The following is a 22,551-nucleotide window of genomic DNA, read 5'->3' as shown; positions in this document are numbered from 1 at the left end:
TGATATGTGTATCCATCCCGTATTGGATGGAGAAACGCACATGATCAGCGCAGACCTTGGCAAGCAGCTCGAAAGCTACATCCAGGAACTCGTCGATACGGGCCGCTACGGCTCGAAAAGCGAGGTTCTGCGCGAAGGGGTAAGGCTTGTACAGGAGCGGGAGGCAAGACTGGCCGCGCTCGATGCATCTATCATGCGAGGCTTGGCTGATATCAAAGCAGGTCGCACGGTACCTGCGGATGAAGTATTTGATCGGCTTCAAGCCAAATATCGGGCGATGGCTGAACAGGCTGAAAATAGGCATGATCGTTGAGTTTTTTCGCGAAGCGGTGTCTGATTTAGAGAAAATCTCCGATTATATTGCTCAGGATAATCCCCGCCGCGCAGACTCATTTGTCAATGAAATACGTATTAAGTGCAAGGCTTTGGTACATAGTCCCAATGGCTTTCCGCTGGTGGCCAGATATGAGGAATACGGTATTCGTCGCCGGATGCACGGAAGCTATGTGATTTTTTACCGAGTGGAAGAGGAGCGGATCGTCATTCTCCGCATCTTGCATGGTGCAATGGATTATGCTGCCATATTGTTCGGCGATTAAGCATCAACGACGCTTCCGGCCTTTTGACCTACGGACGCAAATCTCCTCCCCGGAAAAACCACAATAACGAGACCTATCAGCACCAGGCCCATGCCGGCCATGCGGGCAGGGCCGAAGCTTTCGCCGAGAAACAGCGCCGCCGAGGCCGCGCCGAAGATTGGCACGAGCAGGGAAAAGGGCGCCACGGTGGCCGCGGTATAGCGCTTGAGCAGTTGGCCCCAGATCGCAAATCCGAGAATGGTGGATAGCACGGCGATGTAGAGCACCGCCCCCGCACCGCTCCAGTTGATGCTCAGCAGCGCATGGCCGACCGTCTGCGGGCCGTCCAGCAGCAGCGACAACAGGAGCAGCGGGATTGGCGGGATGAGGCTGAGCCAGACCACTAGTGCAAGCATATCCACCTTTCCGGCGCGTCTCAGAAGCACGTTGCCGATAGCCCAGCACAGGGCGGCGGCAAGGCAGAGGCCAAGACCGGCAATCGTAAAATCCCCGCCATTCGCCGTCGCGGAAATCGCCACCAGCCCAGCGAATGCCACCAAGGTTCCCGCCACCTGCTGGCGCGTCGGCCTTTCGCGCAGGAATGCCGAAGCGATCAGGATCGTCAGGAAAGCTTGCGATTGCAGGACGACCGAGGCGAGGCCCGCGGGGAGGCCTACCGCCATGCCGGTGAACAGCAGGGCGAACTGGCCGAAGAACAGCATCACTCCGATCCAGAGGAAAAGCGGCCACGTTATGTTCGGGCGCGGGAGAAATAAGACGGGGAGGGCCGCGATGGCAAATCGCAGCGCGGCAAGCAGCAATGGCGGAAAGCTGCCAAGCCCGACCCGGATCACGGTGAAGTTTATGCCCCATATCGCCGCGACGAGGAGGGCAAGGAGAAAATGCCTGGGTTTCATGTCGGATAGCCTGCCTGCGCGAAGCGACGGAAATGTCTTCTGCGTGGAAAGCTTATCGGGTTATACGACATAAATGAAACAAACAGAGTGGAATTCAGATATAAACAAAACGAAAGACCGGGGCGTCGATCTCAACCTCCTCACCGTCTTCCAGGCGCTGATGAGCGAGATGAACGCGACGAAGGCCGCCGCTCGCCTGGGTGTCAGCCAGGCGGCCGTCAGCGCGTCGCTGCGGCGCTTGCGCATGGTCTATGACGACCCGCTGTTTGAGCGGACGCAACGCGGGCTCCGGCCGACGCCGCGCGCCATCCTCCTGCGGCCTGCGATAGAAGAGGCGCTGCAGATCATCGCGGGAACCTTGGGCGGCGCGAATCCGCACGAAGGCGAGGGCGCGCCCGTGGTGCCGGTGCGGATCGGCCTATCCGACGATTTCGAGATGGCCTTCGGCGCGCGGATTCTCGACCTGGCAAAAAGGGAAATGCCCCATGTCCGAATCGTGCTGCGCCAGACCAACAGCTTCGTGGCGGCGCAGGCGATGCATGACAGGGAAATCGACCTCGCCATCACCTCCGGCAGGCTGGGGGACGAGCGGCTGAAGCACCTTTCCCTAGGCAGTTCCGATTATCTCATCGTCTATGACCGGCGCGCCAGAAGCACCGACGCTCCGCTGACGATCGAGGAATATGTGGCCAGCGAGCATATCCTCGTTTCCTATTCCGGGCTTCGCGGGATCGTCGATGACGTGCTTGCCGAGCGCGGCCTGCGACGGTCGGTTCGGGCGGCGACGACTCACTTCTCCGCCCTGCCGTTCCTGTTGCGGGGAACCGATGCCATAGCGACGGTTCCGGCCCATGCGGCGCGGGCGCTGCGTGATCTCGGCCCGTTCGCGCTGTCTGCCTGCCCGCTACCGTTTCCGCGCTACGCCTATGGTATAAGCTGGCGTTTCGATGCCGTGCGCAATCCAGCCATCGGCAGGATGCGCGATTTGATTACGGCGGAGTTCGGTCAGGAAGCCGGACTGTAAGCCTCTGTTAAGCAAAACAATGTTTGTGTGCTGCCTTGGTAGCCGCATGATCCTGACCGAAAAGTCAGCACCTTTTGGATCATGCGCGAAGGTATCGGGGCCATGTGGACAAAACAGAAGCGCAAATCGATTCGTGGACGGCTGATCGTGCCGGCTCTTACAGCCGCGTTTCTCTATTATTTCGGCTTCCACGCCTATCATGGCGAATATGGCATCAATGCCCGGGTGAAGCTGGAAGAGCAGATCAGGATCATGAACGATCAGCTCGCCGACTTGACGCGCCGGCGCACCGATCTGGAGCGGGAAGTGGCGCTGGTGCGCGACGGTTCCATCGAGAAGGACATGCTCGATGAGCAGGCGCGCCGCGCCCTGAATCTGTCACGCCCGGATGAGGTGACGATCATGCTGCCGCACTGAATTTTGATCGCGCGGGCGAGGCGGGGAGATGATCCGCAACCCACGAGTCGGCGCGAAAACGCATAGCTAATTAACCGAAACCAGGTTAATCGCCTTTTTATTGTGTATTATTAGGATGTTATAATCTCATAGCAGCCATGCGCTGGGCGCATATTGTATCTTGTGTAACACCCGTTTATCCTCCCCGCCAACCATAACAGGGAGTGAGTAATGGCACCGAGGGCTAATCAAGCTCCTGCGCCGAAAGCGCAGGCGGCTTCTTCGAACGCACCCAAGGCACCCAAGCCTGCCGATTTCACCAAGGAACAGGAAATTAACGCCTACCGCGAAATGCTGCTGATCCGGCGTTTCGAGGAGAAGGCCGGCCAGCTCTACGGCATGGGCCTCATCGGCGGTTTCTGCCATCTCTATATCGGCCAGGAAGCGGTCGTCGTCGGCATGCAGCTTGCGCTGAAGAAGGGCGATCAGGTCATCACGGCCTATCGCGACCATGGCCATATGCTTGCCACGGGCATGAGCCCGCGCGGTGTCATGGCGGAGCTGACCGGACGGCGCCACGGCCTTTCCAAGGGGAAGGGCGGCTCGATGCACATGTTCTCCAAGGAAAAGTTTTTCTATGGCGGCCATGGCATCGTCGGCGCGCAGGTGCCGCTCGGCACCGGCCTTGCCTTCGCCAACAAATATCGCGGCAATGACAATGTCTCGATCACCTATTTCGGCGATGGCGCGGCCAATCAGGGCCAGGTCTACGAGAGCTTCAACATGGCCAAGCTCTGGAGCCTGCCGGTCGTCTATGTGATCGAGAACAACCGCTACGGCATGGGCACTTCGACGGCCCGCGCATCGGCGCAGACGGATTTTTCGAAGCGCGGCGCGTCCTTCGATATCCCCGGCATCCAGGTCGATGGCATGGATGTGCGCGCGGTGAAGGCCGCGGCCGACCAGGCGGTGGAATGGACCCGCGCCGGCAAGGGCCCGATCATCCTGGAAATGCTCACCTACCGCTATCGCGGCCACTCCATGTCGGACCCGGCAAAGTACCGCTCCAAGGACGAAGTGCAGAAAATGCGCTCCGAGCATGACCCCATAGATCAGGTGCGCAATCGCCTCCTTGAAAAAGGCTGGGCGAGCGAGGACGAGTTGAAGGCAATCGACAAGGACGTGCGCGATATCGTCGCCGATTCGGCGGATTTCGCGACAAACGATCCTGAGCCCGACGCGTCCGAACTTTACACCGATATCCTGCTCTAAGGGGAGGGAAGACATGCCCGTAGAAATCCTCATGCCCGCCCTTTCCCCGACGATGGAAGAGGGCAAACTGTCCAAATGGCTGAAAAAAGAGGGTGACAAGGTCACCTCCGGCGATGTGATCGCCGAAATCGAGACCGACAAGGCAACGATGGAAGTCGAAGCCGTCGATGAAGGTACGCTCGGCAAGATCCTCGTCCCTGAGGGCACCGAGAGCGTGAAGGTCAATACGCCGATCGCCGTTCTGCTCGGCGAAGGCGAAAGCGCCGATTCCATCGGTTCCTCCGCTGCCCCGAAGGCGGACGCGGATACGCCTGCTGCCCCATCCGATGCCGCGGGCGGCAAGGCCCGCCAGTCGAGCGAAGAGCGGTCATCCTCCTCCGACAGCAGGGCGCCTGCCCAGCCGAAGGTGGAGGTCGCTTCCGACCCTGATATTCCCGCTGGCACCGAGATGGTGAGCATGACCGTCCGCGACGCGCTCCGCGATGCGATGGCCGAGGAAATGCGCCGCGATCCCGACGTCTTCGTCATGGGCGAGGAAGTGGCTGAATATCAGGGCGCCTACAAGGTCACGCAGGGACTGCTGGAAGAGTTCGGCCCGCGCCGCGTGGTGGATACGCCGATCACCGAGCATGGCTTCGCCGGCGTCGGCGTAGGCGCGGCTTTTGCCGGGTTGCGGCCGATCGTCGAGTTCATGACCTTCAATTTCGGCATGCAGGCGATCGACCAGATCGTCAATTCGGCAGCGAAGACGCTTTATATGTCCGGCGGCCAGATGGGCGCGCCTATCGTCTTCCGCGGACCGAGCGGTGCAGCCGCCCGCGTCGCCGCTCAGCATTCGCAGTGCTATGCCGCGTGGTACAGCCATATTCCGGGTCTGAAGGTGGTGATGCCTTACACCGCCGCCGACGCCAAGGGCCTGCTCAAGGCGGCGATCCGCGACCCGAACCCGGTGATCTTCCTCGAAAACGAAATCCTTTACGGCCAGCACTTCGACGTGCCGAAGCTCGATGATTTCGTCCTGCCCATCGGCAAGGCGCGCATCCACAAGGTTGGCAAGGATGTCACCATCGTCTCCTTCGGCATCGGCATGACCTATGCGATCAAGGCGGCGGAAGAGCTGGCGGGCCTCGGCATCGATGCTGAGATCATCGACCTGAGGACTATCCGCCCGATGGACCTGCCGACAGTGATCGAATCTGTTAAAAAGACCGGACGCTGCGTGACGGTCGAGGAAGGCTATCCGCAATCGTCAGTCGGAACCGAGATCGCGACCCGCATCATGCAGCAGGCATTCGATTATCTCGATGCGCCGGTCATTACCGTCGCGGGCAAGGACGTGCCGATGCCTTATGCCGCCAATCTTGAAAAGCTGGCGCTGCCCAGCGTCGCGGAAGTCGTCGAGGCGGTGAAAGCCGTAACCTACACCGCTTGAAGTGGAAGGATCAGGACATGCCGATCAATATCACCATGCCGGCCCTTTCCCCGACGATGGAAGAGGGCAATCTGGCCAAATGGCTGGTCAAGGAGGGCGACAAGGTCGCCCCCGGTGACGTGATCGCCGAGATCGAGACCGACAAGGCGACCATGGAAGTGGAAGCCGTCGACGAGGGCACGGTCGCCAGGATCGTCGTCCCGGCGGGCACGGAAGGCGTCAAGGTCAATGCGCTGATCGCGATCCTCGCCGAAGAGGGCGAGGACGTGGCCGATGCGGCGAAGGGCGGCGGTTCTGCCGCTCCGGCCAAGGCGGATGCGCCGAAGACCGAGGAAAAACCCGCTCCCGCCCCCGAGGCGAAAGCTGCCGAGCCGGCGAAGCAGGAACAGCCCAGGGCGGCTCCCGCTCAGGCATCCGGTAACCGTGTTTTCTCCTCGCCGCTCGCCCGGCGGCTGGCGAAGGAAGCCGGGCTCGACATATCGGCCATTTCCGGCTCCGGCCCGCATGGCCGCGTCGTGAAGGCGGATGTGGAGAAGGCAGCTAGCTCCGGCGGCGCAAAGGCTGCTCCGGCTGCCCAGCCGCAGGCCGCGCCGGCCATGGCCAAGGGCCCGTCCGATGAGGCGGTGCTCAAGCTCTTCGAGGAAGGCTCATACGAGCTTTTGCCGCATGACGGCATGCGCAAGACGATTGCGGCGCGCCTGACCGAATCGCACCAGACGGTTCCGTCATACTTCGTTTCGATGGATTGCGAGATCGACGCATTGCTTAAGCTGCGCGCCGAGATCAACAAATCCGCCCCGGTGACGAAGACGGAGAAGGGCGAGGTTCCAGCCTTCAAGCTCTCGGTCAACGATTTCATCATCAAGGCGATGGCGCTCGCGTTGCGCGACGTGCCGATGGCGAATGCTTCCTGGACCTCGACGGCCCGCGTCAAGCACAAGCACTCCGACGTCGGCGTCGCCGTGGCGATCCCCGATGGGCTGATCACGCCGATCATCCGCAAGGCGGAGACGAAGACGCTGTCCGTCATCTCCAACGAGATGAAGGACCTCGCCAAGCGCGCCCGCGACAAGAAGCTGAAGCCGGACGAGTATCAGGGCGGCACCACGGCCGTTTCCAATCTTGGCATGTTCGGCGTGTCGAACTTCACCTCCATCATCAACCCGCCGCATGCCTCCATCGTCTCCATCGGCGCGGGCATCGAAAAGCCGGTGGTGAAGAATGGCGAGCTCAAGGTCGGTACTGTCATGACGGCCACCTTCGCCTTCGACCACCGCGTCATCGACGGCGCGCTCGGCGCGGAACTGGCCTCCGCCTTCAAGCGCTACATCGAGAACCCGATGGGCATGCTGGTCTAATCAATGTTCCCCTCCCCCTTGCGGGGAGGGTGGACGCGTAGCGGACGGATGAGGGTGGTGACGCGCTGGAGCCCCTTCACCCTCGTGGTTCGAGGCTCATTCCGCTGCGCTCCAATCGCACCTCACCATGAGGGTGAAGGGGCGTCGGCGCTACCAGTAGCCCTCATCCTGAGGTGCTCGTGGAGCGCAGCGGAATGAGCCTCGAAGGACGTGGGCGCTTGGCGATTTTATTGGAGAGACGCTCCACCCCCTTCCTGCAAGGGAGAGCGGAACCCGGAGAGCAATGACGGTCGAACATCTTCACCTCCGCCCGGCTGAACGCCGCGAAGCCGCAGAGATCGCCATTCTGGTGGATATCTCGGCGCACGGTTTTGCGTCCTGGCTCTGGTATGGTGCGGTGCTCGACGGCCGCACCGAGACCGCTATGGAGCGTGGGCTGCAGATAATGCGCTCCGATGAGGAGCAAGGCTGGAAAAGCACGACCATAGCCGAATGGGGCGGCGAGATCGCCGGTTTGTCTGTCGGCTTTGCGCTGGATGAGAGCGTCACAGATTGGTTTGGGCGACATCCGGTGCTGGATCAGCTGATCGAATTGCAGCGGAAGGCGGTCGGCCATCGCTTTGTCGATAGCGTCGGCGTGTACCGGGAGTTCCGTGGCAAAGGCATCGGTCGCGCGCTTGTCGCCCATGAGATCGAGATGGCGAAGCGCAACGGCAATCCGGCGATCAGCCTCATCACCGAAAGCCACAATACGATAGCGCTTTCGCTTTATGCGGCGCAGGGTTTCAAGGAAATTGAACGGCTCGAAGCGCTGGAGCGCATCGGCCAGGACAAGAGACACGACTGGGTGCTGCTCACCCGTGAAGTGAACTAGAGCATGGTCCCAAAAAGCTGCAGACTTTTTTGGATAGGATCACGCGACCAAAACAAGGCAGGGTAGTATGGCCAACAACTACGACGTCATCGTTATCGGTTCCGGTCCGGGAGGCTATATCGCCGCCATTCGCGCCGCCCAATTGGGCATGAAGGTGGCGGTCGTGGAGCGTGAGCATCTGGCCGGCATCTGCTCCAACTGGGGCTGCATCCCGACCAAGGCGCTCTTGCGCTCCGCCGATGTGCTGACCACCGCGCAGCACGGCAAGGAATATGGCCTGACGCTCGACGGCACGATCAAGCCTGACATCAAGGCCATCGTCACCCGCTCGCGCGGCATCGCGCACAGGATGAACAATGGCGTCGGCTTCCTGTTCAAGAAGAACAAGGTCGACATCATCTGGGGCGAAGCGAAAATCACCAAGCCCGGCGAGATCACCGTCACCAAGCCGTCGAAGAAGCCGGTTGAGCCGGTCGGCCCCGTGCCGAAGAATACGCTGGGCGAGGGGACCTACACCGCCAGGCACATCATCATCGCCACCGGCGCCCGCCCGCGCGCGCTGCCGGGCATCGAGCCCGATGGCAAGTTGATCTGGACCTATTTCGAGGCGATGAAGCCGGAAGCGCTGCCGAAATCGCTGCTCGTCATGGGCTCGGGCGCGATCGGCATCGAGTTCGCCAGCTTCTACCGCGCCATGGGCGTTGACGTCACGGTCGTCGAGATCATGAACCAGGTCATGCCGGTGGAGGATGCCGAGATATCCGCCATCGCCAGGAAGCAGTTCGAAAAGCAGGGCATGAAGATCCATCTGGAGGCGAAGGTCGCCAAGGTGGAAAAGGGCGCGGATTCCATCACCGCGACCATCGAGAAGAAGGACGGCTCGAAGGAGACCATCACCGCCGACCGGATGATTTCCGCCGTGGGGGTGCAGGCCAATATCGAGAATATCGGGCTGGAAGCCGTCGGCGTGAAGACGGATCGCGGCTTCATCGTGATCGATGGCTACGGCAAGACCAATGTGCCGGGCATCTACGCCATCGGCGACGTGGCCGGCCCGCCGCTTCTCGCCCACAAGGCGGAGCATGAGGCGGTGATCTGCGTCGAAAAGATCGCGGGCCTGCCGAATGTCCACCCGATGGACAAGCTGAAGATTCCCGGCTGCACCTATTGCACCCCGCAGGTCGCCTCCGTGGGCCTCACCGAAGCCAAGGCAAAGGAGCAGGGCCGCGACATCCGCGTCGGCCGCTTCCCGTTCACCGCCAATGGCAAGGCCGTGGCGCTGGGCGAAGACTACGGCATGGTCAAGACGATCTTCGACAAGAAGACCGGCGAACTCATCGGCGCTCATCTGGTGGGCCCGGAAGTGACCGAACTCGTCCAGGGCTTCGTCATCGCCATGAATCTGGAGACGACCGAGGAAGAGCTGATCCACACGATCTTCCCGCACCCGACCCTTTCGGAAGCGATGAAGGAAAGCGTGCTGGATGCCTACGGGCGGGTGCTGAACGCTTAATTCGGGCGGATGCGCCAGGCACCCCCCTCTGGCCTGCCGGCCATCTCCCCCACAAGGGGGGAGATTGGATGAGATTGCCGGTTTCGCCAATCGCCTACGTTGCAGGATGTAGCTTGGCCATCGATGAAGGCCAATCTCCCCCCTTGTGGGGGAGATGCCCGGCAGGGCAGAGGGGGGTGTCTTGGCGCAACGTTCAATCGTTGCATAATTGCAAATAACCGCCCATATCATGGGGGGCTTTTTCAGGAGGGAATTCAAATGGGTGTGGGTTGGATTGCAGCTGTTATCATTGGGGGCCTGGCGGGCTGGCTTGCCGGGATCGTGATGGGCCTTCGTTTCGGCGTGTTCATGAACATCGTGATCGGCATTATCGGCGCGGTGCTTGCCAATGCCATTTTTGATGCCGCGAATATCCATATCGCGGCGGGATGGCTCGGCTATCTGGTGCAGGGCTTTGTCGGCTCCTGCATCTTGCTGTTCATCGCCAAGATCGTCAGGAATTGACGCAAGGCGTTTCATTGCATGACCCTGATCGTTTCGGGGTCATGCCAACGGGTTGAAAGCAGGTTTTCGATGGTCACCATTCTCGACAGGACGAACCTTTCTGCTGAAAAGCGTCTGCGTCACCCGGAAAAGGCGCATCGGCCGGATTCGGAGATTCTCAAGAAGCCGGACTGGATCCGCGTGAAAGCGCCGGTGTCGAGAGGCTATAACGAGACGCGCGAGATCGTCCGCTCGAACAAGCTGGTGACCGTGTGCGAGGAGGCGGGCTGCCCCAATATCGGTGAGTGCTGGGACAAGAAGCACGCCACCTTCATGATCATGGGTGAGATCTGCACCCGCGCCTGCGCCTTCTGCAATGTCGCGACCGGCATTCCCACGGCGCTCGACAGACAAGAGCCGGAAAATGTGGCGAAGGCCGTCAAGCAGATGGGCCTTACCCATGTGGTCATTACCTCAGTGGACCGTGACGACCTCGACGATGGCGGCGCGCAGCATTTCGCCGACGTCATCCACGCCATCCGCGCCACGTCGCCGGCGACGACCATCGAAATCCTGACGCCGGATTTCCTGCGTAAGGACGGCGCGCTCGAAATCGTGGTGAAAGCGAAACCTGACGTCTTCAACCACAATCTCGAAACCGTGCCGTCGAACTATCTCAAGGTTCGCCCCGGCGCGCGCTATTTCCACTCCATCCGGCTGCTGCAGCGGGTCAAGGAACTCGACCCGACGATCTTCACCAAGTCCGGCATCATGGTGGGTCTGGGCGAGGAGCGCAACGAAGTGCTCCAGCTGATGGACGATCTCAGATCCGCGGAAGTGGATTTCCTGACCATCGGCCAATATCTCCAGCCTTCGCGCAAGCATCACCCGGTCATCCGCTTCGTGACCCCCGAAGAATTCAAATCCTATGAAACCATCGGGCGGACCAAGGGTTTCCTGCTTGTGGCATCGAGCCCGCTGACGCGCTCCTCGCACCACGCGGGCGAGGATTTCGCCAAGCTCAAGGCGGCGCGCGAAGCACAAATGGCAGGACGAGCTTAATTACTCATGCCTCAGTTCACGACGATACGGCAGGTGCGGCATCGGGCTGAAGAGATGTTCGCGCTTGTCGCCGATGTCGAAAAATATCCGCAGTTCCTCCCCATGTGCGAGGCGTTGACGATCCGCTCGTGCAAGGAGCGCGACGACCGCACGCTGCTCATCGCCGACATGACGGTGGGCTACAAGCTGATCCGCGAAACCTTCACCAGCCAGGTGTTCCTCAACCCGGCGGAAAACATCATCGACGTCAACTATATCGACGGCCCGTTCCGTTACCTCAACAATCGCTGGTCCTTCCGGCCCGTGGGCGACGGATCGTCCTGCGAGATCGAGTTCTTCATCGATTATGAGTTCAAAAGCCGTACGCTCGGGCTGCTGATGGGCACGATGTTCGACATCGCCTTCCGCAAGTTTACGGAGGCGTTCGAGCGTAGGGCGGATGAGATATATGGGTGAATAATATCACTTGGGGGAGGGGTGGCATGACTTTGATTCATAACGAGCGCATCAAGCTGCTGGCGACATATCTCAATGGCATTGGCATTGCTCTTTTTGCTGTTGGCGGATTGGCTCCTCTTTTTTCCGCCCTGTACAGTAATTCTGGCCCAACGCTATTTTTAATTTTTATGAGCATGAATTGCGTTATCGTCTCCGCTGGCTTACATTATATGGCAAGCATAGCCCTCAGAAGGATGCGAACATGACAACGCTACAAATGCTGTCGCTGTTCATTGCCCCGGTTGGTGGACTACTCATCGGCGCTTGGGGGCTCTATTACGTGAGACATATACGCTGATATCCCGGCTTGTTTTCCTTCTGGTCATAACTCAACCACCTCCAGCGCTGTCAGCACCGTCGCGCGGCGCACGCCATCTCGGGTGGCTGCATCGGCAATAGCGGTGCACAGAACAACAGTTTCCGCACGGGCGAGCGATGTGCCTGACAGGATGCCAAGTAGAGCAATAGTTACCAGACGTCGCATTTGATTGCCCCGTCACTTGTTGGTTTCAGTCCCCAACACTTCCGCCACCAGCCCCAACGCGGTCAGCACCGTAGCGCGGCGCACGCCATCGCGGCCCAGATCGCCAAACCGGCATTCGCGGTGGACCGCCTTGCCGTCCCGGCGCATGGCGGCGATGTGGACGAGGCCCACGGGCTTTTCTTCCGAGCCGCCATCCGGGCCGGCAATGCCGGTGACGGCGATTGCGACGCCTGCATGCGAGTGGGCGAGGGCGCCTTCCACCATGGCGAGGGCGACTTCCCTGGATACCGCGCCGACCTGTTCGATCAGCGCAGCCGGGACGCCCAGCATCTCCTGCTTTGCCTCGTTGGAATACGTGATGAAACCGCGGTCGACCACATGGGAACAACCGGCAATATCGGTCAGCGCCGATATGATCTGGCCGCCGGTGCAGGATTCCGCCGTCGCGAGCATCATTCCGGCCTTGCGACAGGCGGCGAGCACGGCTTCAGCTTTTTCTTCTACAGCCTTGTCTTTCATTCGGGCACCTCTCCCGGGTAGATGACAGTTGCGGTGGCGATGGCCGCGATGCCTTCGCCGCGCCCTATAAACCCAAGTTTCTCATTGGTGGTTGCCTTGATCGAGATGCGATCCGGCGCAATGCCAAGCATATCGGCGAGGGCGGCGGTCATGCGCTCGCGATGCGGGCCGACCTTTGGCGCTTCGCAGATCAGCGTGATATCCGCATTGGCGATCCGCCCGCCCTTTTCCCGTACCAGCTTGACCGCGTGCTCGACGAAAATGCGGGAGGCGGCCCCCTTCCATTGCGGGTCGGAGGGGGGAAAATGCGTGCCGATATCCCCGGCGCCCCGCGTCGCGAGCAGGGCGTCGGTGAGGGCATGGAGGCCGACATCGGCATCCGAATGGCCGGAGAGTTTTTGCGTGTAGGGGATTTCCACGCCGCACAGCGTCACATGGTCGCCCGGCTCGAAGGCGTGGACGTCATAGCCATTCCCTGTACGCACGTCAGGGAACATTCCGCGCTCCTGCGCGAACCGCTTGTCGGCCATTTCGATATCCTTCGCCCAGGTGAGTTTGGTATTGTCGGCGGAGCCTTCCACCACGCGCATCGCAAGCCCGTGCCATTCGGCGATGGCGGAATCGTCGGTGAAATCCGCGCGGCCGACGCGCCATGCGGCTTCATGGGCGTCGAGGATCGGGCCGAAGGGGAAGGCCTGCGGCGTTTGCGCTGCATAGAGGCCCGCTCGCGGCACGGTCGTCTTCACATGCGCGTCCGGCCCCGCCTGCTTCAGCGTATCGGAAACGGCAAGCGCCGGGAGCACGCCGATAGCCGGGTGCAGCGTGCGGATGATGCGCTGGAGAAGGTCCTGCGCGATGAACGGGCGGACGCCATCATGAATCAGCACGTAATCCGGCTGGTGCGCGGTGAGCGCCAGAAGCCCGAGCCGGGTCGATTCCTGTCGCGTCGGACCGCCGGTGACGACGATCGCCCGCGCGCCGAGTTCCCCTGTCGTCTGCTCGTAAAGTTGATGGTCGTCGGGGTGAATCACACTGACGACATGGGCGATCTGCAGACAGTCGAAAAAGGCGCGCAGCGTATGCGCAAGCACGGCTTCGCCGCCGATGCGCCTATATTGCTTCGGCCCTTCGGTGCTCTGGCCGGCACGCTCTCCACGGCCGGCTGCGACAATGACGGCTGCGACTTTAATGGTACTTCTGCCTTATTTTCTGCTTCGATGCCGGATTAATGCCTGCTGTGGGGAAATACCAGACGGGAATCAATGCCATCGTTGCCAAGCACTGCTTTTCCTTGCGGAAATTCTTCTTCCTGTCTAATGACTAGGCTAACCAAGAGCAATGCACATGAAACAGGCAATGGCGAGCGTGATCAATCTCGGTGAAGCTTTATACGTAGGCGATATCAGATTGCGCAACCGCGTATTTCTGGCGCCGATGTCGGGCGTATCGGATCTCCCTTTTCGCAAGCTGGCATGGGCGGCGGGGGCGGGCATGGTCGTCTCGGAGATGGTGGCGAGCGCGGAACTGTGCTCGCGCGACCGTGAAAGCCTGACCCGTATGATGGGCGAGGGGCTGGAGACCCATGTGGTGCAGCTCGCGGGGCGCGAGGCGCGCTGGATGGGCGAGGCGGCGCGTATCGCGGAAGGCGAGGGCGCTCATATCATCGATATCAATATGGGCTGCCCGGCCAAGAAGGTGACGGGCGGCTATTCCGGCTCGGCGCTGATGCGCGATCTCGACCATGCCATGACTTTGGTCGAGGCGACGGTGAAGGCCGTGCAGGTGCCGGTGACGCTCAAGATGCGGCTCGGCTGGGACGAGAAGAGCATCAACGCGCCGGAACTCGCCCGCCGCGCCGAAGAGGCGGGGGTACGCATGGTGACGGTTCATGGCCGCACCCGCTGCCAGTTCTATGAGGGCAAGGCCGACTGGGACGCCATCCGCGCGGTGCGCGAGGCGATCAGGATTCCGCTCGTCGCCAATGGCGATGTGCTCTCGGCGGCGGATGCCAAGGAGATACTCGTCCGGTCAGGCGCGGATGGGGTGATGATCGGCCGGGGGAGCTATGGGCAGCCCTGGCTGGCGGGAGAAATTGCCAGCGGAACGCCGGCGAAGCCGGGCGATATCCTTCATTACGTCATCGCCCATTACGAGGCGATGCTCGATCATTACGGCGCGTCCACCGGAACCCGCCATGCCCGCAAGCATCTGGGCTGGTATCTCGACCGCCATGCGAGCGGCTTGTCCGCAGGCGACCGGGCGGCGATCATGACGGAAACCGACCCCGCCGCCGTCATCCGGAAACTGACCCAAGCCTTTTCCCAGCCAATCGAAATGAAGAAGGTGGCGTGATGAACGTGCGCGAGAAGTCGGCAACCGAGGCGATGGCCTCGATCGTGCTCAATACGATCAGTCATCCCGTCATCATGGTGGATGCGGAAGGCTACATCACCTTCGCCAATGCGGATGCGGAACAGTTTTTCCGCTCCAGCTCGAACATCCTCGCCCGCAACAAGCTCGACGCCTTCCTGCCCTTCGGCAGCCCGCTCACGGCGCTGGTGGAGCAGGTGAGGGCGCATCCATCGCCGGTCAACGAATACCGCGTCGATATCTCCTCGCCTCGTCTCGGTAGCGACCGGGTGGTGGATATCTATGTGACGCCCGTGAGCGAATTTCCGGGCGCCGTCGTCATCCTCTTCAAAGAAAAATCGATGGCGGAGAAGCTCGACCGGCAGATGACCCATCGCGGCGCGGCGCGCTCGGTCACCGGGCTTGCCTCGATGCTGGCCCATGAAATCAAGAACCCTCTGTCGGGCATTCGCGGCGCGGCGCAGCTTCTGGAAAGCGTTGTCAGCGACGAGGACCGTTCCCTGACCCGGCTCATCACCGACGAAACGGATCGGATCGTCTCGCTGGTGGACCGCATGGAGGTCTTCTCGGACGAGCGTCCTATCGACCGCGAGGCGGTCAATATCCATGTCGTGCTCGACCATGTGAAGGCCATCGCCCGCAACGGTTTTGCCAGCCACATCAAATTCGTCGAGGATTACGATCCCTCGCTGCCGCCGGTCTATGCCAATCGCGACCAGCTGGTGCAGATATTCCTTAATCTAGTGAAGAATGCCGCCGAAGCCATCGGCCATGACGAGGCGGGGGAGATCACGCTTTCGACCGCCTACCGCCCCGGCATACGGCTTTCCGTGCCCGGCGTGCGCGACCGTGTGGCGCTGCCGCTGGAGTTCTGCGTACATGACACCGGGCCGGGCGTACCGCCTGACCTGCTGCCGCATCTCTTCGATCCGTTCGTTACCACCAAGCCCAACGGCTCCGGCCTTGGCCTTGCCCTGGTCGCCAAGATTGTCGGCGACCATGGCGGCGTGATCGAATGCGATAGCCAAGGCAAGCGCACCACCTTCCGCATTCTCATGCCCGCCTGGAAAGGCGAAGAGACGGAAACCAACAGCCACAAAATGACAGGAACCGACGCATGAGCCTGGGCAGCATACTCATCGCCGATGACGATGCCGCGATCCGCACTGTTTTGAACCAGGCGCTGTCGCGCGCCGGTTATGACGTCCGCGTCACCTCAAATGCCGCCACGCTCTGGCGCTGGATTTCCGGCGGCGATGGCGATCTCGTCATCACCGATGTGGTGATGCCGGACGAGAATGCCTTCGACCTCCTGCCGCGCATCAAAAAATCCCGGCCCGATTTGCCCGTGCTGGTCATGAGCGCGCAGAACACCTTCATGACCGCAATCAAGGCCTCGGAGGCCGGGGCCTATGAATATCTGCCCAAACCCTTCGACCTGACGGAGCTCGTCAGCATTGTCGGCAGGGCGCTTTGCGAGCCAAAGAAAAAGCTCGAGGTGCGGGGCGCGGAAGAGCAGGGCGAGAACATGCCGCTCGTCGGCCGCTCGCCGGCGATGCAGGATATCTATCGTGTGCTCGCGCGGATGATGCAGACGGATCTGACCGTGATGATCACCGGCGAGTCCGGCACCGGCAAGGAACTCGTCGCCCGCGCGCTGCATGAATATGGCCGCCGCCGCAAGGGGCCGTTCGTGGCCATCAATATGGCGGCGATCCCGCGCGATCTGATCGAATCCGAACTGTTCGGCCATGAGAAGGGCGCCTTCACCGGCGCACAGAACCGCTCCAGCGGGCGTTTCGAGCAGGCCGATGGCGGCACACTGTTCCTCGATGAAATCGGCGACATGCCGATGGAGGCGCAAACGCGGCTGCTGCGCGTGCTCCAGCAGGGCGAATATATGACGGTCGGCGGGCGCACGCCGATCAAGACCGATGTGCGCATCGTCGCGGCGACCAATAAGGATTTGCGCATCCTCATCAATCAGGGGCTTTTCCGCGAAGACCTCTATTACCGCCTGAACGTGGTGCCGCTCCGCCTGCCGCCTTTGCGCGAGAGGAGCGAGGACATTCCCGATCTCGTGCGGCATTTCTTCAAGCAGGCAGTGAAGGACGGCCTGCCGGAAAAGCACATCACCGCGGCGGGCATCGACCTGATGCGCCGCTATCCATGGCCAGGCAATGTCCGCGAACTGGAAAACATGGTGCGGCGTCTGGCGGCGCTCTACCCGCAGGAGGAGATCGCGCCTGAAGTGATCGAGGCGGAGCTGAAATCCGATTTGCATGGGCCGGAGCCGGTCAGCGGATCGCTCGTCTCTGACAATATGACCATCGCCCAGGCGGTGGAGGTCAACATGCAGCGCTATTTCGCCTCCTTCGGCTCCGACCTGCCGCCCCCGGGCCTTTACCAGCGTGTGCTGGCGGAAATGGAATACCCGCTGATCCTCGCCTGCCTCACCGCCACGCGCGGCAACCAGATCAAGGCGGCGGATCTGCTGGGGCTCAACCGCAATACGCTGCGGAAGAAGATCCGGGAGCTGGGGGTGAATATTTACCGGGGGGCGAAGGGGTAGGGCATTCCGGCTCGCACCTTCCCTCCCCCTTGTGGGGAGGGTGGCCCGAAGGGTCGGGTGGTGACGCGTACGCTACATTCTTCGAAGCAAGCGCAAACGTCACCAACGCGTACGCTACATTCTTCGAAGCAAGCGCAAACGTCACCACCCCCATCCGCCCGCTAACGCGGGCACCTTCCCCGCAAGGGGGAAGGAGGGCGCGCAGCCGCGGACGTCCCGATATCACACCAATTCATCTCATTATGCGAAACAGCAGCCCCGATATCAGCGCCTCGACATAACGCTTCTTCTGGTAATGCCCATTCAGCGACACGCGTGGCAGTCCTGTCGGCTTATCAAGGCTAGCGCGGCTCAACACCCCCGGCTGTGTCGTGACGGCGACGGTAAAGCCCGCATCCGCCGCCGCGCGAAATTCTCGTTCTCCAGCAGCGGAGGGAAAGCCATAGGGGTAGGAGAACGAACGGGGACGAATGCCCACATAGCGCTCTATGGCATCCGCCGAGAGCCGAATTTCCCGGTCAAGGCGTTCCGCACTTACCCTACGCAGGTTCACATGCGTGACGGTGTGCGCGCCGAAATGAACGAGCGGATCCCTTGCCAGTTCCAGCAATTCCCGTTCGTTCATGACGAGATCGTCGACAATGGCCATCGGATCGATCCGGTGAGCTATTGCCATCTCATCGATCTTTCGCACCGCTTCGTCTTCGTCCGTTGAGTGGACGAAGGCAGCCAAACGCTCGAATGCCGCGAATTTCTGGGTCACCGTCGCCGTTTCGATCACCTCCGGCCCATCGCCGAAATCGAAGCGGATCACAGAGGCGTCTTTTATCGCCGCCGCCGCAGTTTCCCACCAGATTGTGCGTGTCCGCTCGACAAATCCCGGCGCGACAAAGATCGTATAGGGCACTTTGAATTTGCGGAAGACCGGCGCCGCAAACGCCGCATTGTTCCGGTAGCCGTCATCGAGCGTGAAGGCAACGAATGTACGTTTATCGTTGGGGTTTGCCAGCAGCGCTGGAAGGTCATGTAGGTGAACGGGCAGGAGACCATGCGCCAAGGCCGCATCGATTGCCTGTTCCAGGAATTCCGAGGTAACGGATAGATGGGCATTGGGCGCAAAGCCGGTTTCCGTCTCCGGACGGACATGGTGGAGCGTGAAGATCACCCCGCGTCCGCCGGATGATGGAAAGAACCTCCCTAGCCGTGAAAGTGCAACCGCCTCAAGGCCCGCGCGTATTGTAGCATATTTCACATAACGCATGATCGCGCCGCGGGGAATCAGCAGGTGAAAGCTTTTCAAAACGGCAAATTCCCAGGCAAGTTTGACGGCTGCATTGAGGAAATTGGTTACATCTCGTGACGGCAATTCGCAACTTCTGCAATGCGAGGCTTTCATTCCGAGGCTTTTCACAATTTTCGCCGTAGCCTCGTCAAAAGCGTTGCAATTTCGCCACAATGCGTTGCACTGATGCAACGCATTCGTTTAAATTGGAAGTCATGGCGATATTGAATCGGTTGAGTCTTCTAGAGCAACTGACCGCATCCTCCCGCAATGGCGAGGGGCGCAAGCTGCTCGCCCTGCCTGGCATCATCACCGTCATCACGGCGCTGGTGACGGCGGCGGTGTCCTTCGTCATCCTGATCGGATTGACGCCGATCACCCCCGACCGGACCGTGACGCTGGCGCTGACGACGATCAACGTGGCGCTGATCCTGGTGCTCATCCTGCTCATCTGCCGGGAAATCTACCGCATCGTCCATGCAAGACGCCATGGCAGGGCGGCGGCGCGGCTGCATGTGCGCATCGTCGCGCTTTTTTGCCTCATCGCCGCGATCCCCGCGATCATCGTGGCGATCGTCGCCTCGGTCACGCTCAATCTCGGCCTCGACCGCTGGTTCGAGACGAACACCAAGCAGATCATCGAATCCTCACGCAATCTCGCGGATGCCTATATCAACGAAACCGCCCGCAACCTGCAGGGCACGACCTATTCGATGCTGCAGGACCTCGATTCGCAGCGCACGCTCTATAGCCTGGACCGCAGCGGCTTCATCAAATTGTTGTCGCTGCAGGCGCGGGGGCGCGGCATGCTGGGCGCCTTCCTCCTGCGCGAGAATGGCGACATCATCCTGAAAAGCGATCTCGGCTCCGAGAAGGCGCTGCCGCCGCCCCCACCCGGGACGTTGGAAACCGCACAAGACGGCAAGGCCGTTCTGATTCCCCCCGGTACGACCCATTATGTCGGCGCCATCATCAAGATGCGCCAGATACCGGACGCCTATCTCTACACGATCCGCCAGGTCGAGCCGCAGATCCTCGATTCGATGAATCTGATGGAGGCCAACAGGCAGCGCTATCAGGCTATGGAAGCGAACCGCATTCCGACGCAGTTCGCCTTTGCGCTGCTCTATTTCGGCTTGACGCTGGTTGTGCTGCTTTCGGCCATATGGACGGGCATTGCCGTCGCCGACCGGCTGGTGCGGCCTATCCGCCTGCTGATCGGCGCGGCCGACGATGTGGCGTCGGGTAATCTCGACGTGTCCGTTCCGGTCAGAAGCTCCGATGGCGATGTGGGCGCCTTGTCCGGCACCTTCAACAACATGGTGGCGGAGCTGAATAGCCAGCGCAACGAGCTGATCGCCGCCAAGGACCAGATCGACGAGCGACGCCGGTTTTCGGAAGCGGTGCTGTCCGGCGTCACCGCTGGTGTCATCGGCATCGATACGGACGGGCTCATCAGCATCGTCAACCGCTCGGCGGAGCATATGTTCGGCATCAAGGCGAGCAAGGCCATCGGCAAGAGCCTGTCGGGGATCGCGCCGGAAATCGGCCAGGTCTTCGAAATCGCGCGCTCGGCAAGACGCCCGGTCAATCGCGAGCAGGTGACCATGACACGGGGCGGCGCGGCGCGGACCTTCAACGTGCAGGTGACGGTGGAAGACGCTCAATCGGACGAGCATTCCTATGTGGTGACGGTGGACGACATCACCGATCTCGTGCAGGCGCAGCGCTCATCTGCCTGGGCGGATGTCGCGCGCCGCATCGCGCACGAGATAAAGAACCCGCTGACCCCGATCCAGCTTTCCGCCGAGCGGATACGCCGGCGCTATGGCAAGGTCATCACCGAGGACCGCGAGGTGTTCGACCAATGTACGGAGACAATCATCCGGCAGGTGGGCGACATAGGCCGCATGGTCGACGAATTCTCGGCCTTCGCGCGCATGCCGAAGCCCGAAATCAAGCCGATGGATCTGCGCGAGGCGCTGCGCGAGGCGGCATTCCTGATCGAGGTGAGCCGCAGCGATATCCGGTTCGAGCACGCCTTCAATGGTGAGCCGCTGGTCGGCGATTTCGACAGCCGCCTGCTCGGACAGGCATTCGGCAACGTCATCAAGAACGCCAGCGAGGCGATCGACGCCGTGCCGAAGGAGGAGAGGGGCGGGGGGCATATCCTGGTCCGCGCCTTCCGCGAGGACGGGCAGCTGGTCGTGGAGGTGATCGACAATGGCAAGGGCCTGCCGGGCGAGAACCGGCAGCGGCTGCTGGAGCCCTATATGACGACGCGCGAGAAAGGCACTGGGCTGGGCCTCGCCATCGTCAAGAAAATCGTCGAGGAACATGGCGGGCACATGGAATTGCATGACGCGCCGGTGGATTTCCACAGCGGCAAGGGCGCGATGATACGCATGGTCTTCCCCGCGAAGGAAGAGGGTGGGGAGAAATCCCTGATAAAGGCGAAGGCAGGCAGGTGAACTGATGGCGGCTGATATTCTTGTTGTGGACGACGAAGCAGATATCCGTGATCTCGTGGCCGGTATCCTGAGCGACGAGGGGCATGAAACACGCGTGGCTCATGACGCCGACAGCGCTCTGGCGGCAATCGGCGACCGGGTGCCGAGGCTGGTGTTCCTCGATATCTGGATGCAGGGCAGCCGGCTCGACGGCCTGGCGCTGCTCGACGAGATCAAGAGCAGGCATCCCGGTTTGCCGGTAGTGATGATTTCCGGCCACGGCAATATCGAAACCGCCGTCTCCGCCATCCGCCGCGGCGCCTATGATTTCATCGAAAAACCGTTCAAGGCGGACCGGCTGATCCTCATCGCCGAAAGGGCGCTGGAAACATCGAAGCTGAAGCGCGAAGTTTCCGACTTGCGCAAGCGCAGCGGCGACAGCCTCGAACTGCATGGCAGTTCGCTCGCCATGAACCATCTGCGCCAGACCATCGAGCGCGTCGCGCCGACCAACAGCCGCATCATGATTATGGGTCCCTCCGGCTCGGGAAAGGAACTGGTGGCGCGCACCATCCATGCGCTTTCCAGCCGCGCCCATGGGCCCTTCGTGACGCTGAACGCGGCGATGATCACGCCGGAGCGCATGGAGATCGAGCTTTTCGGCACCGAGATGGACGGCGGCGAACGCAAGGTCGGCGCGCTGGAGGAGGCGCATGGCGGCATCCTCTATCTCGACGAAGTGGCCGACATGCCGCGCGAGACGCAGAACAAAATCCTGCGCGTGCTTGTCGACCAGCAGTTCGAGCGCGTCGGCGGCACGAAGCGGGTCAAGGTCGATGTCCGCATCATTTCGTCCACGGCCCAGAACCTCGAGGGGATGATCGCCGAAGGCCGGTTCCGCGAGGATTTGTTCCACCGTCTCGCGGTCGTGCCGGTCATGGTACCGGGCCTGGCGGCAAGGCGCGAGGACATTCCGGCGCTGGTCGAGTTTTTCATGAAGCAGATCGGCGAGCAGTCGGGCATCAAGCCGCGCAAGATCGGGCCGGACGCCATGGCCGTTCTGCAGGCGCATAGCTGGCCGGGCAATGTGCGCCAGCTGCGCAACAATGTGGAGCGGCTGATGATCCTGGCGCGCAGCGACAATCCCGACGCGGTGATCACCGCCGACCTGCTGCCGTCGGAGATCGGCGACACGCTGCCGCGCGCGCCGACCGAATCCGATCAGCACATCATGGCGCTGCCCCTGCGCGAGGCGCGGGAATTGTTCGAGAAAGAATATCTGATCGCCCAGATCAACCGCTTCGGAGGAAACATCTCGCGCACTGCCGAGTTCGTCGGCATGGAACGGTCGGCGCTTCATCGGAAACTCAAGTCTTTGGGCGTGTAAAAACGGCAGGCTGCAATAGTTTCTTAATACAATCAATTTTCGGATTGCAGAAAAAACGCCATCCTGTTACCCAAAACAAA

General features: G+C 61.2%; 23 protein-coding genes. 18 read left to right on the top strand and 5 right to left on the bottom strand.

Annotated elements, in window-relative coordinates:
- The first annotated feature begins 40 nt into the window (after positions 1 to 40).
- Together IEX53_RS05825 and IEX53_RS05820 are read left to right on the top strand one after the other, a co-directional pair.
- Positions 41 to 313 carry a type II toxin-antitoxin system ParD family antitoxin gene (locus IEX53_RS05825; RefSeq protein ID WP_188822349.1) on the top strand — a complete coding sequence of 91 codons (273 nt, stop codon included), beginning with the start codon at positions 41 to 43 and terminating at the stop codon, positions 311 to 313.
- Complete coding sequence (locus tag IEX53_RS05820) at positions 303 to 599, top strand: type II toxin-antitoxin system RelE/ParE family toxin (RefSeq protein WP_188822347.1); 297 nt, start codon at positions 303 to 305, stop codon at positions 597 to 599. Before IEX53_RS05825 ends, IEX53_RS05820 begins: the two co-directional genes overlap by 11 nt.
- On the opposite strand, the gene IEX53_RS05815 is transcribed toward IEX53_RS05820, so the two are convergent.
- On the bottom strand, positions 596 to 1,495 hold the full coding sequence (locus IEX53_RS05815; RefSeq protein ID WP_188822345.1) for an EamA family transporter: 900 nt from the start codon (positions 1,493 to 1,495) through the stop codon (positions 596 to 598). The genes IEX53_RS05820 and IEX53_RS05815 overlap by 4 nt on opposite strands.
- A gap of 73 nt (positions 1,496 to 1,568) precedes the next feature.
- On the opposite strand from IEX53_RS05815, the gene IEX53_RS05810 reads away from it, so the two are divergent.
- The 11 genes from IEX53_RS05810 (at position 1,569) to IEX53_RS05760 (ending at position 11,613) form a co-directional block, all read left to right on the top strand.
- Positions 1,569 to 2,519, top strand: a complete 951-nt coding sequence (locus tag IEX53_RS05810; protein ID WP_188822344.1) for a LysR family transcriptional regulator — start codon at positions 1,569 to 1,571, stop codon at positions 2,517 to 2,519.
- A gap of 102 nt (positions 2,520 to 2,621) precedes the next feature.
- A complete protein-coding gene (locus IEX53_RS05805) occupies positions 2,622 to 2,936 on the top strand; it encodes an FtsB family cell division protein (protein ID WP_188822342.1) in 315 nt (104 codons plus the stop codon).
- Positions 2,937 to 3,146: 210 nt separating this feature from the next.
- On the top strand, positions 3,147 to 4,187 hold the full coding sequence (gene pdhA / locus IEX53_RS05800; protein WP_188822341.1) for a pyruvate dehydrogenase (acetyl-transferring) E1 component subunit alpha: 1,041 nt from the start codon (positions 3,147 to 3,149) through the stop codon (positions 4,185 to 4,187).
- A gap of 13 nt (positions 4,188 to 4,200) precedes the next feature.
- The gene (locus IEX53_RS05795) at positions 4,201 to 5,619 is read left to right on the top strand and encodes a pyruvate dehydrogenase complex E1 component subunit beta (protein WP_188822339.1); all 1,419 of its coding nucleotides are present in this window, start codon (positions 4,201 to 4,203) and stop codon (positions 5,617 to 5,619) included.
- A gap of 17 nt (positions 5,620 to 5,636) precedes the next feature.
- Positions 5,637 to 6,977, top strand: a complete 1,341-nt coding sequence (locus IEX53_RS05790; protein WP_188822337.1) for a pyruvate dehydrogenase complex dihydrolipoamide acetyltransferase — start codon at positions 5,637 to 5,639, stop codon at positions 6,975 to 6,977.
- A 283-nt stretch (positions 6,978 to 7,260) separates the two neighbouring features.
- The gene (locus IEX53_RS05785) at positions 7,261 to 7,851 is read left to right on the top strand and encodes a GNAT family N-acetyltransferase (protein WP_188822336.1); all 591 of its coding nucleotides are present in this window, start codon (positions 7,261 to 7,263) and stop codon (positions 7,849 to 7,851) included.
- A gap of 67 nt (positions 7,852 to 7,918) precedes the next feature.
- The gene (gene lpdA, locus IEX53_RS05780; RefSeq protein ID WP_188822334.1) at positions 7,919 to 9,364 is read left to right on the top strand and encodes a dihydrolipoyl dehydrogenase; all 1,446 of its coding nucleotides are present in this window, start codon (positions 7,919 to 7,921) and stop codon (positions 9,362 to 9,364) included.
- A 258-nt stretch (positions 9,365 to 9,622) separates the two neighbouring features.
- Positions 9,623 to 9,868 carry a GlsB/YeaQ/YmgE family stress response membrane protein gene (locus IEX53_RS05775; protein WP_188822332.1) on the top strand — a complete coding sequence of 82 codons (246 nt, stop codon included), beginning with the start codon at positions 9,623 to 9,625 and terminating at the stop codon, positions 9,866 to 9,868.
- 69 nt (positions 9,869 to 9,937) lie between these two features.
- A complete protein-coding gene (gene lipA / locus IEX53_RS05770; protein ID WP_188822330.1) occupies positions 9,938 to 10,909 on the top strand; it encodes a lipoyl synthase in 972 nt (323 codons plus the stop codon).
- A gap of 6 nt (positions 10,910 to 10,915) precedes the next feature.
- Positions 10,916 to 11,365, top strand: coding sequence for a type II toxin-antitoxin system RatA family toxin (locus IEX53_RS05765; RefSeq protein ID WP_188822328.1), 450 nt, complete (start codon positions 10,916 to 10,918; stop codon positions 11,363 to 11,365).
- 26 nt (positions 11,366 to 11,391) lie between these two features.
- Positions 11,392 to 11,613, top strand: coding sequence for an amino acid transporter (locus IEX53_RS05760; protein ID WP_188822326.1), 222 nt, complete (start codon positions 11,392 to 11,394; stop codon positions 11,611 to 11,613).
- A 116-nt stretch (positions 11,614 to 11,729) separates the two neighbouring features.
- On the opposite strand, the gene IEX53_RS05755 is transcribed toward IEX53_RS05760, so the two are convergent.
- Genes IEX53_RS05755 through IEX53_RS05745 form a run of 3 tightly spaced genes read right to left on the bottom strand, consistent with a single transcriptional unit; the run spans position 11,730 to position 13,600 of the window.
- Complete coding sequence (locus IEX53_RS05755; RefSeq protein ID WP_188822323.1) at positions 11,730 to 11,891, bottom strand: hypothetical protein; 162 nt, start codon at positions 11,889 to 11,891, stop codon at positions 11,730 to 11,732.
- Positions 11,892 to 11,903: 12 nt separating this feature from the next.
- Positions 11,904 to 12,410, bottom strand: coding sequence for a CinA family protein (locus IEX53_RS05750; RefSeq protein ID WP_188822322.1), 507 nt, complete (start codon positions 12,408 to 12,410; stop codon positions 11,904 to 11,906).
- The gene (locus IEX53_RS05745; protein WP_188822476.1) at positions 12,407 to 13,600 is read right to left on the bottom strand and encodes a bifunctional 2-C-methyl-D-erythritol 4-phosphate cytidylyltransferase/2-C-methyl-D-erythritol 2,4-cyclodiphosphate synthase; all 1,194 of its coding nucleotides are present in this window, start codon (positions 13,598 to 13,600) and stop codon (positions 12,407 to 12,409) included. Before IEX53_RS05745 ends, IEX53_RS05750 begins: the two co-directional genes overlap by 4 nt.
- Positions 13,601 to 13,775: 175 nt before the next feature.
- On the opposite strand from IEX53_RS05745, the gene dusB reads away from it, so the two are divergent.
- The 3 genes from dusB to ntrC are packed head-to-tail and all read left to right on the top strand — an operon-like array spanning position 13,776 to position 17,352.
- On the top strand, positions 13,776 to 14,762 hold the full coding sequence (gene dusB, locus IEX53_RS05740; protein WP_236016058.1) for a tRNA dihydrouridine synthase DusB: 987 nt from the start codon (positions 13,776 to 13,778) through the stop codon (positions 14,760 to 14,762).
- Positions 14,762 to 15,901 (top strand): two-component system sensor histidine kinase NtrB, encoded by a 1,140-nt coding sequence (locus IEX53_RS05735; protein ID WP_373288574.1) that lies wholly within the window; start codon positions 14,762 to 14,764, stop codon positions 15,899 to 15,901. The genes dusB and IEX53_RS05735 overlap by 1 nt, the downstream gene beginning before the upstream one ends.
- Entirely contained in the window at positions 15,898 to 17,352 is a 1,455-nt protein-coding gene (gene ntrC / locus IEX53_RS05730; protein ID WP_188822320.1) for a nitrogen regulation protein NR(I), read from the top strand. The genes IEX53_RS05735 and ntrC overlap by 4 nt, the downstream gene beginning before the upstream one ends.
- Before the next feature lie 232 nt (positions 17,353 to 17,584).
- Here the strand turns inward: ntrC and IEX53_RS05725 are convergent, their stop codons facing one another.
- On the bottom strand, positions 17,585 to 18,652 hold the full coding sequence (locus IEX53_RS05725) for a polysaccharide deacetylase family protein (protein WP_236016052.1): 1,068 nt from the start codon (positions 18,650 to 18,652) through the stop codon (positions 17,585 to 17,587).
- Positions 18,653 to 18,849: 197 nt separating this feature from the next.
- Between IEX53_RS05725 and IEX53_RS05720 the strand changes: the two genes are divergently transcribed.
- On the top strand, positions 18,850 to 21,105 hold the full coding sequence (locus IEX53_RS05720) for a sensor histidine kinase NtrY-like (RefSeq protein ID WP_373288573.1): 2,256 nt from the start codon (positions 18,850 to 18,852) through the stop codon (positions 21,103 to 21,105).
- Positions 21,106 to 21,109: 4 nt separating this feature from the next.
- Positions 21,110 to 22,471: a nitrogen assimilation response regulator NtrX gene (gene ntrX, locus IEX53_RS05715; protein ID WP_188822314.1), complete on the top strand. Its 1,362-nt coding sequence runs from the start codon at positions 21,110 to 21,112 to the stop codon at positions 22,469 to 22,471.
- Positions 22,472 to 22,551 lie beyond the last annotated feature (80 nt).

Origin of the sequence: Paramesorhizobium endophyticum, assembly GCF_014640615.1 — a bacterium.
GTDB classification, from domain to species: Bacteria; Pseudomonadota; Alphaproteobacteria; order Rhizobiales; family Rhizobiaceae; genus Paramesorhizobium; species Paramesorhizobium endophyticum.
Note: the sequence above shows the minus strand (reverse complement) of the source record. Positions and strands in the feature narration are given on the sequence as shown.